This is a genomic window from Salinivibrio sp. PR932 (assembly GCF_001996125.1).
GTDB lineage: Bacteria > Pseudomonadota > Gammaproteobacteria > Enterobacterales > Vibrionaceae > Salinivibrio > Salinivibrio proteolyticus.
On sequence record NZ_MUFM01000035.1, the window covers coordinates 23,219 to 37,034 of the forward strand.

General features: G+C 50.1%; 8 protein-coding genes. 5 read left to right on the plus strand and 3 right to left on the minus strand.

The annotated features are described in order from the left end of the window. Position 1: 1 nt before the first annotated feature. Entirely contained in the window at positions 2–910 is a 909-nt protein-coding gene (locus tag BZG84_RS13935; protein ID WP_077480183.1) for an AraC family transcriptional regulator, read from the plus strand. An 83-nt stretch (positions 911–993) separates the two neighbouring features. Then, complete coding sequence (locus BZG84_RS13940) at positions 994–3,129, plus strand: TonB-dependent siderophore receptor (protein WP_077480184.1); 2,136 nt, start codon at positions 994–996, stop codon at positions 3,127–3,129. A 43-nt stretch (positions 3,130–3,172) separates the two neighbouring features. Here BZG84_RS13940 and BZG84_RS13945 read toward each other — a convergent pair whose 3' ends face one another. Then, complete coding sequence (locus tag BZG84_RS13945; RefSeq protein WP_069590141.1) at positions 3,173–3,916, minus strand: YciK family oxidoreductase; 744 nt, start codon at positions 3,914–3,916, stop codon at positions 3,173–3,175. A gap of 125 nt (positions 3,917–4,041) precedes the next feature. Here BZG84_RS13945 and sohB point away from each other — a divergent pair, with 125 nt between their 5' ends. The 3 genes from sohB to BZG84_RS13960 all read left to right on the plus strand — a co-directional run bounded on the left by sohB (position 4,042) and on the right by BZG84_RS13960 (position 9,191). After that, on the plus strand, positions 4,042–5,094 hold the full coding sequence (gene sohB / locus BZG84_RS13950; protein WP_077480188.1) for a protease SohB: 1,053 nt from the start codon (positions 4,042–4,044) through the stop codon (positions 5,092–5,094). 398 nt (positions 5,095–5,492) lie between these two features. After that, a complete protein-coding gene (gene topA / locus BZG84_RS13955; protein ID WP_077480185.1) occupies positions 5,493–8,126 on the plus strand; it encodes a type I DNA topoisomerase in 2,634 nt (877 codons plus the stop codon). Between the two features lie 141 nt (positions 8,127–8,267). Then, entirely contained in the window at positions 8,268–9,191 is a 924-nt protein-coding gene (locus tag BZG84_RS13960) for a TIGR01212 family radical SAM protein (protein WP_077480186.1), read from the plus strand. On the opposite strand, the gene BZG84_RS13965 is transcribed toward BZG84_RS13960, so the two are convergent. Together BZG84_RS13965 and BZG84_RS13970 are read right to left on the minus strand one after the other, a co-directional pair. Then, the gene (locus tag BZG84_RS13965; RefSeq protein WP_077678343.1) at positions 9,178–12,303 is read right to left on the minus strand and encodes an efflux RND transporter permease subunit; all 3,126 of its coding nucleotides are present in this window, start codon (positions 12,301–12,303) and stop codon (positions 9,178–9,180) included. The genes BZG84_RS13960 and BZG84_RS13965 overlap by 14 nt on opposite strands. Further along, a complete protein-coding gene (locus tag BZG84_RS13970) occupies positions 12,296–13,438 on the minus strand; it encodes an efflux RND transporter periplasmic adaptor subunit (protein WP_077678344.1) in 1,143 nt (380 codons plus the stop codon). Before BZG84_RS13970 ends, BZG84_RS13965 begins: the two co-directional genes overlap by 8 nt. Positions 13,439–13,816: the final 378 nt, after the last annotated feature.

Here is a 13,816-nt window from a genome sequence, read left to right on the forward strand (position 1 = left end):
AATGGATGTGATGAAAGCGGCCGAGCAGCACACCGCCACGCGTTTTAATCGAATCGAACGTGTGTTGGCGTATATTCATGCCAACCTTGACCAACCCTTAAATGTGGCAGACCTAGCTGCGTTAAGTTGCTGGTCACGTTGGCAGTTGCAGCGAGTTTTTTCGGAACAAACTGGGGTCAACGTTGCGCACTACGTACGAGAGCTAAAACTCGGGCAAGCGGCGCAACAGCTTGTCATGGGTCAAAGCCGTGTTATTGATATTGCGTTGATGTATGGCTTTGGCTCTGAGGCAAGCTTCTCGCGTGCATTTCGGCAGTATTTTGGTATGACCCCGCGTCACTATCGGCAGCGCGGCGTGATGGATGGTATTCGCACACCGATGCATATTGCTAGTCTGACAACCTCTCAACCATCTTGGCTGTCTGTGCATATTAAAACGCGAGAGCCGATGTACTTAGTAGGCCAGCTTGGCTACATTCGAGGATTATTTTCATCACAGCCCGACTTTACCCATGTCGTGCCTGAGCTTTGGCAACACGTTCATCAGTCATCATGGTATGCCGGTGAGTGTGAGAGTACTGGCGCGATTAACGTTACCCAAGCGGAGACACTGGGGGAGCCTTTACCCTATTTAGCTGGTCAAATCACAATGCATCCGCCTGAAGACAATGCGATCACTCACTGGGCAATCCCTGCCACAACCTATGCGGTGATCACACATACTGGCCCAGTGAGTGCATTGCCGGAAACGCTTAAGGCTTTTATCTACCATTGGCTGCCTCAATCTGGCTACACATGTACCGACGGGGTTGAGCTAGAGGTTTATCCTCCACACTATCAGCCTGCCGATCAGCACGCTGTGATGCACTATTGGGTGCCGCTCGATACCACACACCTTGCACCAAATTGAACAGTTTTTATCAGTCCCGTCCTTACAATGCGAATGATTTTGTTTTCTATTTAAGTTGTTTGAGTTGTAAGAAGGACGTTTTAATGCAGGCACCAACATCTCGCGTATTCGCCAATGGTTGGCGACGCTCGCCGTTAGCACTTGTTATCATGGGGACACTTACCAGTGCGTTGGCCCATGCTGAGAATGAACAGAGTGATATTGAAACCATTCACGTGCTGGGCGATACCTACCGAAATACCGCCACTAAAACCGTGCTAGCCCCTGAAGAGACACCGCAGGCAATAACGGTGATTGATAGCGACACCATCGAGCAGCGCCAAGCCAGTTCATTAAGTGAAGTGGTGCGCTACACCCCCGGCGTTAATACGGAGTTGCGAGGTGGGGCAGTGACGCGCCTCGATTTGTTTAATATTCGGGGCTTTATTAACTATCAAAACTTCTTTGATGGTCTCGCAGTGCCTTACAACACGTGGAATTTGCAGCCGCAAATCGATCCGATTGCCATCGAACAAGTCGAAGTTTTTAAAGGGCCGACGTCGGTGTTATACGGGAATATTCCACCGGGTGGCATGGTGAATATGATTGCGAAGACGCCGCAACAGCAAGCTGCACATCGCGTGGCGGTGAGTACCGATTCGGACGCGTTGCGTGAGGTGTCGGTCGACAGTACGGGCGCAATATCAGATACCTCACTGGCTTATCGAATGGTGGCACTGGCTCGGCAAAAAGACGGTCAGGCGGGTGACTCGGAAGAAGAGCGGTATGTGGTTGCCCCATCGCTAGATTGGCGGGTATCGCCAGATACCTTGGTGAACGTTAACCTTTATTACCAAGCAGATCCGGCGGCGGGAATCTATACTTCATTACCCGCTAAAGGCTCGGTATTGCATAGTGACACAGGCCGTTTATCGAGCGACAGCTTCTCCGGTGATAACCATTGGAACACCTACGACCGAGAATTCTTGATGCTCGGGTACAAGGTGCAGCATCAGCTTTCTGCCGATTGGTCAGTACTTCATACCGCACGCTACACGGATGCAGATTTGCTGCAAAAAAACATGTATCACCAGAAGAGTAGCGATGGTCAGCACTACCCGCGCAATGCCTATCTTACCGACGAATCTATGACGTCTTGGGTTGTCGACACCCAGCTATCAGGAGATTTACGTTGGGGGAAAGCGCAACATTACACCTTATTGGGGCTCGATTATCAGAATATGTCTTCTGATGTTAGCTATGACGACACGCTAGCGGGTGTCGTGCCGGATATTGATATTTTTCACCCCAATAACCATCAGATTGACCCAAGCGCCTTGACCTTTGTTTATCAAGATCAGCACGATATCGAGGTGGCGCAGACGGGCATCTATGCTCAAGATCAAATCCTTTGGAAACAATGGGTTTTGCTTGCCGGTGCGCGGTACGATGAATATGAGTTAAAAGATGACCAACGCACCCTGTATGCAGGTACACCCAGTGGATCCGATAAAACGATTCGCCACTACAATTTAGCATTTCGTGCTGGGGCAATGTATCAATTCAACAACGGTATATCGCCTTATCTCAGCTATTCAGAAAGTTTTGAACCCACGGATATGGATAACCGCGGTAACGTATTTGATCCATCCACGGGTAAACAATGGGAAGCGGGGCTTAAATATCTTTCACTAGATGGCACGACGGGATTCAATCTGGCGCTGTTTGAGCTCAAAAAACAGGATGCCTTGGTCAACGATCCCAACGACTCCTATGCGAAAATTCAAACCGGTGAAATTCGATCTCGTGGGATAGAAATCTCTCTCGATCACGCGCTGAGTGTGGACACAGACGTGTCACTGACGTACGGCTACATGGATATGGAAATTACGGACGATCCTAATCTTGAGGGAAAAACGCCTGTTTGGGTGCCAGAGCAAACTGCCAGTGCATGGCTGAATCATCAAGTCAGTGCGGGGACACGAATCAGTGTTGGTGCGCGTTATGTTGGTGAGTCACAGGGTAACGCCAACAATACCTTTACCGTGCCGGATTATACGGTGTTTGACACCGCGATTCGCTATGACTTATCGCAGCTTTCCTCGTCGCTTTCGGGGGCAAAAGTGTCGCTATCTGCAACGAACTTGTTCGATAAGACCACATATAGCTGTTTTGATGAGTTGAACTGTTGGTATGGCGATGAGCGAAATATCAAGGCCAAGCTCAGCGTCGATTTTTAACCAGTGAAATACGAAAAGCGCCCCAGTTTTGGGGCGCTATCGATTAGCGTTTTGGTTGCGCATCAATACACTGACCGTGCTCGTTAATACCTTCTGGCGCCATCAGGTAAATATACAGCGGCATAATATCGAGTGGGGTTTTCAATGTTTGTGGATCCTCGCCGGGGAACGCGCTGGCGCGCATACTGGTGCGGGTGCCGCCCGGGTTGATGGCATTGACACGGACCTTGGTGTCAGACATCTCATCCGCCAGTACTTGCATCATACCTTCGGTCGCAAACTTAGATATCGCATAACTGCCCCAATAAGCACGACCTTGGTGGCCTACCGTTGATGTGGTAAATACAATGCGTGCGTCATCCGACTTCTTCAGCAACGGGAGTAGGGCTTGTGTCATTAGCATGGTCGCTTTGACATTCACCTGCATGACATCATCGTGCGACTTCTCATCAATTTGGTCAAAAGGGCTGAGTACGCCAAGTAGCCCCGCGTTATGCAATACGCCATCTAAGCGACCAAACTGTTGCTCGATGGTATCGGCCATATCCATGTAATGCTGACGCGTAGCGCCGAGCATATCCAATGGGATAATGGCTGGCTGTGGCGCGCCCATCGCATCAATCTCATCGTATACGGCTTCAAGCTTTTTCACAGTACGGCCCAGCAAAATAACCGTTGCGCCTTTTTCGGCGTAACTTAATGCGGCTTGACGGCCAATACCTGCGCCTGCACCGGTCACTAAAATGACGCGACCTGCTAGGGCATTTGAGGTAACTTGATATTCCACGATACAAATCCTTATTTATTGTTAAACGTAGATTATTGTAAGGTTGCGGGTGATGTGTGACAACCAAGCGCGTGATGCGCTGTATTAAGGCATTGCCACCAAAGCGAGACAAAGAGGATACAACATTGGAATTTATTGCGGATTATGGGCTGTTTTTGGCCAAAGTCATCACCTTTTTAGTGGCTGCAGTGGTACTGGTTGCCCTGGTTCGTGCCGCGAACGACAAGGGTGGACAAAAGGGGAGCCTGAAGATCACCGATCTGACCGAGAGCTTTAAGCATCATCGTGAAGCACTGGAACACCACCTTTACAATGAGGCTGAGCTAAAGGCGCGTGATAAGGCAGAGAAAAAAGCCAAGAAGGCGGAAAAGAAAGCCCAAAAAGCCGCGGCGAAGAAAGACAGCGAGCACAACCCGTCACGTGAGCCGCGATTGTTTGTACTGACCTTTAAGGGCAGTATCGATGCCCGAGAAGTGGAAGGGTTACGAGAAGAAATTTCTGCCATTCTCGCGGTGGCGACAGCTGACGATGAAGTGTTAGTGCGTCTAGAAAGTGGCGGTGGCATGGTGCATGGCTATGGTCTTGCCGCTTCGCAGTTAGCAAGAATTCGGAAAGCGGGCGTGCGTTTGACCATTTCGGTCGATAAAGTCGCCGCCAGCGGTGGCTATATGATGGCGTGTGTGGCGGATAAAATCATTGCAGCACCGTTTGCCATCATCGGGTCAATTGGTGTGATTGCGCAATTACCAAACTTTAATAAGTTACTGAAGAAGAACGATATCGAGTTTGAGCAACTGACCGCCGGTGAATTTAAGCGCACCCTGACGATGTTTGGTGAAAACACGGATAAAGCACGTGAAAAATTCCAAACCGAGTTAGAAGAAACCCATGACCTTTTCAAAGGGTTTATTACTGAGCATCGTCCGACATTAAATGTGGATGCCGTGGCAACGGGTGAGCATTGGTTCGGTAATCAAGCCATTGATTTGGGTCTTATCGATGCGGTGAGCACTAGCGATGAATATTTATTTGAGGCGGCAAACAGCGAGCGTCATGTCCTTGCTGTGAGCTATCATCAGCGTAAAAACATCGCAGAAAAGCTTGCAGGCGCCTCAGCAGAGGTTGCTGATCGCGTGCTACTTAAATGGATCAGCCGCGGCCAGCGTCCCTTGATTTAACGGTTGTTTGGCAGCACACCATCACGTTTCACCGTGATGGTGTGGTTTCAACCGCGGAGTGAGCAAAATCTTGGCTATGATTGGAGTCAAACACACAAATATTGTGAGCCAAGCCAAAAATTATCGTTTCTGTTTGGCTATTTATCGGGTCGCAATGGTAATGATTAGCGCGTTTTTTCCCGAACCTGTCTTAAAAAGATGGACCACAATAAATGATCACAATTAACTAACAATTGTGGAAGGGACAAGCAATCAGCGTGTTTTACTGCGAATTTAGTTGATATTCGGTCAGACTCGCTCAATATTGTAAAACAGAAAGCGTCTTACTCACTATCATGAGTTTGCAACGCAACGAATTATCGACAGTTTTTAGCGCAAAGGGCGTACATTAGGTCATTATGGGCAAATCTCTCGTCATCGTGGAGTCCCCAGCAAAGGCGAAAACGATCAACAAATACCTCGGCAAAGACTTTATCGTGAAGTCGAGTGTCGGGCATGTTCGTGACCTGCCAACTGGTTCGACGCAGGGCGGCAAAAAAGCCGCTCCAGTGTCAACGAAAGGGCTCAGCGCCGAAGAAAAAGCGCGAATTAAGAAAGAAAAAGAAAAGAAGGCGCTCATCAACAAGATGGGCGTCGATCCTTACAATGGTTGGCAAGCGAAATACCAAGTCCTGCCGGGTAAGGAGAAAGTGGTTGCCGAACTCAAGCAGCTAGCGGAAAAAGCGGATCACGTTTACCTCGCAACGGATTTGGACCGCGAAGGGGAAGCCATTGCTTGGCACCTGCGGGAACTGATCGGTGGCGACCATGATCGCTTCAAACGCGTGGTGTTTAACGAAATCACCAAAAATGCGATTACACAAGCCTTTGAAACACCGGGCGATGTTAATATTGATGGCGTCAATGCGCAGCAAGCCCGCCGTTTCCTCGACCGCGTCGTCGGGTTTATGGTCTCGCCGTTGCTGTGGAAAAAAGTTGCGCGTGGCCTATCGGCGGGTCGTGTTCAGTCGGTGGCGGTAAAACTGCTGGTTGAACGCGAGCATGAGATTAAAGCCTTTATTCCAGAGGAATTCTGGGATGTGCATGCGGATACCCTAACGCCGAACGCACAGGCACTTCGTTTGCTGGTTGCACAACAAAACGGCAAGGCGTTCAAGCCGAAGAACAAAGATCAGGCCATGGCGGCGGTGTCGGCGCTTGAGCATGCAAGCTTTGTGGTACGCGATCGCGAAGATCGTCCGTCGACCAGCAAACCGTCTGCGCCTTATATCACCTCGACATTGCAGCAGGCGGCCAGTACTCGCTTGGGCTTTGGGGTGAAAAAGACCATGATGCTGGCTCAGCGTTTGTATGAAGCCGGTTACATCACCTACATGCGTACCGACTCGACCAACCTCAGCAAAGAAGCGGTGGAAGCGGCCCGTGGCCACATTGCGAGTGAATATGGCGAGCAATACTTGCCAGAGTCTCCCATTGTGTATGGTGCGAAGGCGAATGCACAGGAAGCGCACGAAGCGATTCGTCCCTCTGACGTGGGTGTGAGCGCGAGTGATCTACAAGGCATGGACCCAGACGCTCATCGTCTGTATGACTTGATTTGGCGCCAGTTTGTTGCCTGTCAAATGATGCCCGCGAAGTATGATTCAACCACACTGACCGTCGCAGCCGGTGATTTCTCGCTGAAAGCGAAAGGACGCACGCTGCGCTTTGATGGTTGGACACGCGTTCAACGCCCATCGGGCAAGAACGAGGACCAAACCTTACCGGCTGTCGATGTGGGTGAAACCCTCAAGTTAGAGCAGCTTGATCCTAAGCAGCACTTTACCAAGCCACCGGCACGCTTTACTGAGGCCGCACTGGTAAAAGAGCTTGAAAAGCGGGGGATCGGTCGACCATCGACCTATGCGTCTATCATTTCCACCATTCAAGACCGCGGGTATGTGCGGGTTGAAAACCGTCGCTTTTATGCTGAGAAAATGGGCGAAATTGTGACGGATCGACTCAACCATAGCTTCGCTGATCTGATGGATTATGACTTTACCGCGCGGATGGAAGCGTCGTTAGACAAAATTGCCGTCGGTGATATCGATTGGAAAGCGGTGCTCGATAACTTCTTTGCCGACTTTACCTCGGAGCTGGAAACCGCAGAGCAAGACGAAGACGACGGTGGTATGAAGCCCAACTACATGGTGATGACAGATATCGACTGTCCAACCTGTGGCCGTAAAATGGGTATTCGTACCGCGTCGACAGGGGTATTCCTTGGTTGTTCGGGCTATGCGTTACCACCGAAAGAGCGTTGTAAAACCACCATCAACCTGATGGATGAAGATGGTATTGTCAACGTGCTTGAGGAAGACGTTGAAACGGCCGATCTTCGGGCGATGAAGCGTTGTCCGATTTGCGAAACCGCCATGGATTCTTACCTGATCGACCAGCACCGAAAACTGCACGTTTGTGGTAATAACCCAAGCTGTGAAGGTTATGTGGTCGAAAAAGGTGAATTCAAGCCAAAAGGCTACGATGGCCCGGTCGTTGAGTGCGACAAGTGTGGTAGCGACATGGTGCTGAAAAATGGTCGTTTCGGTAAATACATGGGATGTACCAACGAGGAATGTAAGAACACGCGTAAGATCCTCAAAAATGGTGAGATTGCTCCACCGAAAGAAGATCCAGTGCATTTCCCCGAGTTGCCGTGTGAAAACTCGGACGCGTATTTCGTGTTGCGTGATGGCGCATCGGGCCTATTTATGGCCGCGAGTAACTTCCCGAAATCTCGTGAAACGCGCGCACCTTTGGTTGAAGAACTTCACCGCTTTAAAGACCGTATTTCTGATAAGTTCAAATACTTAGCAGATGCGCCACAGGAAGATCCGGAAGGACGTCCGACAGTGGTTCGCTTTGCGCGCAAAACGAAAGAAAACTATGTGCGCAGTGAAGAAGACGGAAAACCGACAGGTTGGTCAGCGTTCTTTGTTGATGGTCAGTGGGAAGTCACCGACAAACGTAAGAAAAAAGCCAAGGCTGACTAAGCCGAAGCGCTTGTGATTCAAACCCGCCAGTACGGCGGGTTTTTTCGTTGTAGGCACGAGTGAACCTTTGCTTGATCCGCCCCAATATCTTCTCGATACCAATTGCTAAAATGCCGCCTTTCATTTCATCTCTGAGGCCACATGGAGCTTCATCAATTAGTCAATACACTGGGCCAAGACTTAAAATACCGTTATGGCGAACGTGTTCATAAGCTCACATTGCATGGCGGTTTTAGCTGCCCCAATCGTGATGGCACACTTGGGCGAGGCGGGTGCACATTTTGCAATGTGGCTTCGTTTGCCGATGAGCAGGCTCAGCATGGCTCGGTAAGCCAGCAATTGCAGCAACGGGCTAAAGAAGTTGATCGCGCTCGACGCTACCTTGCCTATTTTCAGGCCTATACCAGCACTTACGACGAAGTCACACGCTTAAAAGCCTTGTACGAGCAAGCACTCGCGCGGGAAAACATGGTGGGGCTTTGTGTCGGTACACGCCCTGATTGTGTGCCACAGGCCGTATTGGCGTTGTTGGCAGACTATCACCAACAAGGGTTTGAGGTTTGGTTAGAGCTTGGCTTACAAACCGCTCACGATAAAACCCTAAAGCGTATTAATCGCGGCCATGATGTTGCCGTCTATGAAGCTGTTACCCAGCAGGCGCGCGCGTTGGGGATAAAAGTCTGTACCCACTTGATTGTGGGCTTACCGGGCGAAGACTTGGCGACACACCAGCAAACCATTGATCGGGTCGTGGGTGTCGGGACGGATGGGATTAAGCTCCACCCATTGCATATTGTTGAAGGCAGCACCATGGCGAAGGCGTGGCGAGCAGGGCGTCAGTTTGCGATGTCTTTGGAAGACTATGTACGCAGCGCGACCATGATGATCCAGCGAACTCCGCCAGAGGTGGTATATCATCGTGTGTCTGCCAGTGCCCGTCCACCCACATTGCTGGCCCCTTTATGGTGCGAGAACCGCTGGCTCGCGATGACGGAAATCGCGAACCAGCTGGACAGATCAGGCGCGCAAGGCGCAGCACTCGGCCGGCCATTTATGCCTCGTTAGCGTGATGCCGATTGGGGAGTAAACGCGTCGCAAGACGGCGAAAAAGGTGGCCAATGTCTTGTAAAATAAGATACAAGCATGGGACCAAGAATAGTGTCAGCAGGGTTGCAAACATCACCGCAAAACCGAGTGCGACCGCCATGGGGATCACAAACCGTGCCTGCAGGCTGGTTTCAAACATGATGGGGAGTACCCCTGCAAAGGTGGTGATGGAGGTGAGCGTGATGGCACGAAAACGCGCACAACCGGCGTCTATCACCGCTTGTTTGATGGCAACCCCCGCTTCTCGCGCACGATTGATGTAATCCGTCATCACCAAGGAGTCATTCACCACCACACCTGCAGCTGCGATCAGACCAAATGTCGACATCAAGCTCAGATCGATATCAAACCAATAGTGCCCCCAGATGGCGCCGGTTAGGCTAAAGGGGATCACGGACATAATGATCAACGGCTGCGTGTAGCTTTTTAGCGGTACTGCGAGCAGGGCATACACCACAATCATCCCTGCAATAAAGAATAAAATTTGCTCGTTTTGCTGGGCTTGCTGTTCTTCTATTGAGCCGCTGAGCTCGGTGGTGACATCGGGATAACGCGCCAGAATTTCGGGAATGATGTCTTGATCGATGGTGTTGATAATTGCGCTAGGCTCCACTTGTTCTTCGTCGATCGCGCCATATACATACACGGTACGGAACCCAGCCTCTCGTCGTAAACTGTTCACGCCCGGCTGTTGTTTTAGCTCCACGACATCTCCCAACATCACTTGTTGGCCTGATGGCGTGGTGATGATGGCATAACGCAGAGATGAGAAGGCTTCACGGGTGAGTTTGGGGTAACGCACCATCACTTTCACCTCTTCGCCGTCGCGGATCATTCGTTGCGCTTCGCCGCCATAAAAGCTCCCTCCTACTTGCATGGCAATGGTAGTGAGATCGAGCCCGAGATCATAAGCGATGGGTGTAAGTGAGATGAGTACCTCTTGACTCCCTGAATCAATTGATGAGGAGATATCATAAAGACCGGGCTGCTGATTAAGTCGAGACATCAGTGCACGCCCCGCTTGATTCAAGGTAGTGATATCGGGTCCGAACAGGAGGTAGCCAAACTCGTCGCCGTCTTCACCGCCATTAACGTCATCCTGAATCGTGAGTGTTTTCACACCGGGAATATCTGGCATTGCTTCGCGCCAACGACGAGACAGCTCAAAGGTGGTGAAAGGACGAACGTCGTCATCGACCAAGGGGATCACCAACTCGCCAGATGTGCGTCCATCGTTAAATACGAGGGTATCTTTGATGATGTGTTGCCCGGTTTCCAACGCGATTTGGTCATCAACGCGATATACCATGCTCTCAATCGCTTTGAGGGCGTCAATGGTTTGTTCACTGGACGCATTGTTATTCATGGTCAGATTGATGCTGGGAAAGTCATGCGGGACTTTAGGTGTTGGCACCATACGCACATGGTTCGCAGTAACCAGACCAATCGCAATCGCCAGCAGGGTGATGAAGGTGGCAAGCACCGACCAGCGCCAATGCACGCAGAATGTGACTGCTCGTTGGTAGGGGCCACGGATAAAACGTTGGAACTGTTGGTTGAATCGCTCCCTCACACTGTGGTGCTTGGGGGGCGTAAAATGGGTGTGTGCAAGGTGAGCCGGTAAAATCAGCTTAGATTCAATTAAGCTAAACACCAGACACAACATAACGATCGATGCGATACCGAAGAAAAAGGCGCGCTCTGGGCCGCTGGACATGATAAAGGGAGCGAACACCGCAATGGTGGTGAGTACGCCGAATGTGGCGGGTGTCGCGACGCGTTGTGCCCCTTTAACCACGTTATCCACGCCACCGCCGACTTTTTCAACTTGGGTGTAGACACTTTCACCGATCACAATGGCATCGTCGACAACAATCCCCAACACCATAATAAATGCGAAAAGCGAGACAATATTGATGCTCACGCCAATCAATGGCATTAACATCACGGCACCTAAAAAGCACACTGGTAGGCCAATCATTACCCACATCGCGAGCTTGAAACGCAAGAAAATGGTAAGCAATAGTGCAACCAACACCGCCCCTTGAAGCAGGTTTTTAAGCATCATATCGAGGCGAGCGTTTAAGTAGTAGGTCATATCAACGACCGACTTAAGCTTTAACCCTGACGGTAAGGTCTGGTTTTTGGCGTCAATGTACTGGTTCACCGCGTCGGCGACCGTCACCATATTTTCGGATGCGGTCGCTTGTACATTTAAGAAAATGGCATTTTGCCCTGAGTATTTAAAATACAGCTCGCCTTCGGTGAAGCCATCTTTAATAGTGGCAATATCTTGAAGTAGTAAACGGCTGCCATTGGGACCAATTTTGATCGGAATCGAGCGGAATTCATCACCGCGATAACGTTGGTTTTCAACCCGAATGGAGATCATGCCATTGTTGGTGCGAACTTCACCCGCAGAGAAATTCGCAGAATAACGTGCGATGGCATTACTGACCTGATTCAAGGTGAGATTGTATTTCTGTAGTACCTGTGGAGGGACTTCAATCGCAATTTCATAGGTAGGAGCGCTGAGTTCAACCAGTGTTACGTCTTCAAGTTGGAGCAGTTCATCTTCAATTTTCTGCGCCACAGGCTTAAGCTCGGTGAGGGGTTTATCTCCTACCACCGCCATGCTTATTACGGTTTGTCGAAACTCAACTTGCGCGACAGTCAGTGGTTCCATATTGCCGGGTAAGTTTGATAGGGCATCGACTTTTTGTTTGACTCTATCAAGGACAAGGTTGAGATCTTCGCCGACATCGACTTCAATCGCGACGCGGCCATAGCCTCGTCTTGCCGTAGAAACCACAGACTCAATGCCACTGACATCTTTGATGGCTTCCTCCACTTTGACCAAGATACTTTCTTCAACTTCTTGTGGTGAGGCGCCAGGGTAGTCGGCGGTGATATGGATATAATTGATTTCAATGTTGGGGAACATCTGACGCTGGATAAAAAAGTAGCTAGCGACCCCCATCACAATAATAAAAATCATGATCAGGTTGGCTGCGACCGGGTTATGGGCAAAGTAGGCGATCAGGCCACGTGATTGTGTCGTGTCACTCATCATTGGCCTCCGCGACTTGAGAGGCGAGGCGTACCGTCATTCCCTTTTCTGGAAATTCCGGTAGGGTGAGGACCAGCCTGTCGTTCGGCTCTAGACCTTGGTCGGCAAACATAAATTCGCCTTCCGTGCGGACGACTCGTATCGTCCGTGGCATCAGTTCATTGTTATCGTTTACCACCCAAACTTGTCGATTCTGGATTAACTCCTGAGGCAATTTAAAAACGTTACTCAGTGTGGTGCCCGTAAACGTGACTTCGACATAACTGCCAAACGGAAGAGGCATTGCGTCGCTATTGATCCCATAAGGGTCATCAAGCCTTACAACCACTTGCATCATTCGGGTGCGCTTTTCAACCACCCCTAAATCTCTAACGACCTTTCCTTGCCGAGAAACGGGTTGCGCACTGTTACGTGTAATAGTGGCCCCGATATCAGCCAACTGCGTCGGCAGAAAAGCACTGTCAAAGCCGGGAATGGGGAGATGAATCTCCGCTGATTCAATATTGTTGAGAGTAGCGATAGGCGTTCCGACGTTGATGTATTGGCCAACCCCAATTTCGCGAGATACTACTAACGCATCATAAGGTGCCGTCACCTTACAGTTTTCAAGATCGCGCTGTGCGCGTTTGAGCGCGGCCTGTGCGGATTTGACGCGCGCCTGTGCACTCAAAACTTGAGGCTTTCTCAAGTACAAGTCTGTTACTTGTGAGGCAGGGAGTGTCTTCGCTTGTCGCTTAGCGACAGCGGCTTGCGCTTGTTCTTCAATCAGCGCGGCTTTGGCACTGGCGAGATCCGCTTCAGCGCTTAGCACAGCAGCCTCATAATTATCGGGTTCAATGGCAAAAAGGATTTCTCCACGTTTCACAATACCGCCAGCAACAAAGCTTGGATGCCAACTGACCACTTCGCCTGAAACCTGAGCCGCGACTTGGGTGCTCTCAAGCGGCATCACTTCACCGTGAGCGCGGAGTACCACTTGGTGTTGCATCGGAGAGATGACTTGGGTTTCTACCACTGGCGCGGCTTGTGAAACAATGTCTGCCTCAGTTTGAGGTTCAGTCGCAGCGATTGCCGTATAGGCAAGGTAGCCAAGGGCAAGAATAAGCGGTGGCGCAACCCAACGAAGTCCTTTCATTTACAGTGGATCCCTGTTCAGCTGGTTATCGTTACAGACGACGTGTCTGATTTTCCTATTAAGTATTGACCAAGTTATCACGCAAAACCGCTTGACGGACCGTGCTCGTCATGAACCTTTGATGATGGTCTTGTTTTTAAAGGTTTAACTCCCTTCGCCTCTCATCAGCAATATGTCCATGTTCATCGCTATGTTTAGTAATACGTTTTCGCTTACGTTGACGATCCCTAATATCGTCAGTTGCACATGCTTAGATGGCTTTGATTGGTTGTTCTTATTTTTCGTTTTAAAATTTCATGTTTCATCAATTAGTGCGGGTGATCACGGCTAAAAAGCGTCATTAAATAATTTATGTTGTAAATTAACAGAGTTCTAGAG